A 2,238-nucleotide genomic window follows, 5' to 3' on the forward strand; every position below is an offset into this window, starting at 1 on the left:
GGCTTCGGGTTCCGCGTTCGTTGGGTTGAAGTCTCACCAAACGGTGTGTTCTGTGGTGGAATGCATATCCTTTCGTAGACGAGTCGGGCACAGCCCCGAGACCGCAGGATACGAACTCCCGCTACTTCGTGATTGGCGGGATCATCATCCCTGAAACGTCATGGGCGCGAATGCGGGACGGCCTAATGGGGATCAAAATCCGTCGCCAAATTCGGGGAGAGATAAAGTGGCGATATTTCGCTCCCCAGAATGATGATGCCCGCAATCCGATGCGGGGGATGGCGATGGATGACAGGAACTCGATCCGAGAAGAAATCTACAAGTTGATGGCGTCCGAAGTGGCTGTGCGGACAATCGCCTGCGTCGCATCTCGGGAAGGTGCCTACGCGATCGAAAGCGTAAAGACACAGGCTGACCTCTACCACGGCACGTTCAAGCCCGTGACGGAGAGGTTCCAATATCACCTCAATGACGTGGGTAAGATATCTGGCCGCAAAGAGTGGGGCATCGTTGTCGGTGATCATCGCGGTGCGAATGACGATAAGCGATTGAGGAGCTACCACGAGCAGCTTCTGCACTCGAACTCTGGCACAACGTCAAATTATAAGAATCTGATCGAGGGATTATTCCTACATCCGTCGAACTTGAGTATCGGAATCCAGCTTGCCGATATGGTTGCCGGAGCGATTTGGCGTAAGTTCGAGCGCAACGATGATCAGTATTACGAGATGCTCAAGCCGAGCTTGAGGAAAAACGCGCAAGGTTCAGAAGATGGCTACGGGGTAGTCAAGTTTCCTACGCGAGGATTTATATAGGAGAGAAGGGACGCCGAGTGAGACCATAGTCTCAACGTGCTATGTGACGCACTCTCGGCGCGCAAATCATCTCAATTGCCCGAATCGCTGTCAAGAAATATCGGGTCTGGCGTTATCAGATGGTCCAAGTTGAGATCATATCGGACCTTTTCAATCGCTTGCAGAAGTGTTGCGGCGCGATAGCCCCTTCCGTAAGCGGCAGCGGTCTCTCCAGCTTCGCTCCCGCTGCCTGATGACCAGCCGCCGAGAGCGAGGGCGACCTCATGCTCGATGCGGGCCTCGCGCAGCGCGTCCCGGTAGCAATGCCGGAAGGAGTGGAAGCAGGTCTTCTCGCGAGTTGCCCCAGCGCGCTCAAGGAAGCGTCTGAACCACTTGCTGAAAGGGTCACTGTAATAGCCGGTGCTGGACTTCTGGAGTTCGGAAAATAGGCGCACGGCGCCAGCCGCTCGCCTCTGCTCCACGAAGGACAAGAACCCGATCTCGACCAGTTGGGGGTGGATGGGGATGAACCGTTCGCTGGCCGCTGTCTTCAGGCGTTTCCCGTTGTCGGCGTCAGACGGTCCTTCCGTCACAAAGAAGCAGTCCACGCAGTCGAGTCGGTGGATGTCCGCGACGTGTAGCTGGCAAATCTCGTTCATCCTCATGCCCGAGAAGAGGGCAATGAGGGGCACCCAGAACCGCCCACGACGGGGGTGCGCGTAGCCGGGTGTGGAGTATCCGGCCCAATCGTCAACGCAGCCTCGGTAGATCGGCGCATCGAAGATCAGGCGTAGCTGTTCGGCGGAAAATGGTAGGCGTTTATCCCGCCGTCTCACCCGGTCGATGACCTGAAGCCCCTTGGCTGGGTTCCGTTCGATCCAGCCCTCATTCTGGCAGAAGTTCATCACCGCCCGGAACTTGCACATGTAGCCGTTGACCGAGGCGGGCGAGAGACGCCCAGTCAGGCCCTTTTCCTTCGCCATCCGCGAAGCCGCGAGGGGTGACAGCTTCGGAAATTTCTTCTCGGCGTTCGCGGGTAGCCAAAGCAGCACATCGAGAAGCTCGCGTGACGCTTCCCGGTCAATGGAGCGGATCGTGCGCTTTTCGCCCCAAAGCCCCACCGTCAACTCGATGAGGTTCAGATAGTGGAGGTCCGTCTTGCGACTGCGCTGTTTCGCCGGATCGGATCGAAACAGTTCGAACGCTTGGCGAAGCGTCTTATCCGCTGGCAACGCCGGGGGCGTTGGTGCGAGCTTCGGACGCTCGGGCGTAGTCGGGATAAAGGGCTGAATGCCGTGGGCTTCGATGTCTCTCCATTGCTGCTCGAACGCTGCGGCGACGATCCGAGCTTTGCGGACAGCATCAGCCCGATAGCCGGTGCCGAGAGACTTCATGACCTCCGTCTTGCCGATGATCCCGGCCAACGAACGCGGAACCCGAAGCC

2 protein-coding genes are annotated in these 2,238 nt (G+C 58.0%); one reads left to right on the plus strand and one right to left on the minus strand.

Annotated features, from left to right (window positions below; genetic code table 11):
* The first annotated feature begins 50 nt into the window (after positions 1–50).
* Positions 51–815 carry a DUF3800 domain-containing protein gene (locus VH88_RS14335; RefSeq protein WP_082064526.1) on the plus strand — a complete coding sequence of 255 codons (765 nt, stop codon included), beginning with the start codon at positions 51–53 and terminating at the stop codon, positions 813–815.
* 71 nt (positions 816–886) lie between these two features.
* Here the strand turns inward: VH88_RS14335 and VH88_RS14340 are convergent.
* Positions 887–2,238: site-specific integrase (locus VH88_RS14340; protein WP_231576701.1), on the minus strand; the 1,352-nt coding region annotated here is incomplete at its 5' end.

It is taken from the genome of Brevundimonas sp. KM4 (assembly GCF_000964075.1).
Classification (GTDB): Bacteria; Pseudomonadota; Alphaproteobacteria; order Caulobacterales; family Caulobacteraceae; genus Brevundimonas; species Brevundimonas huaxiensis.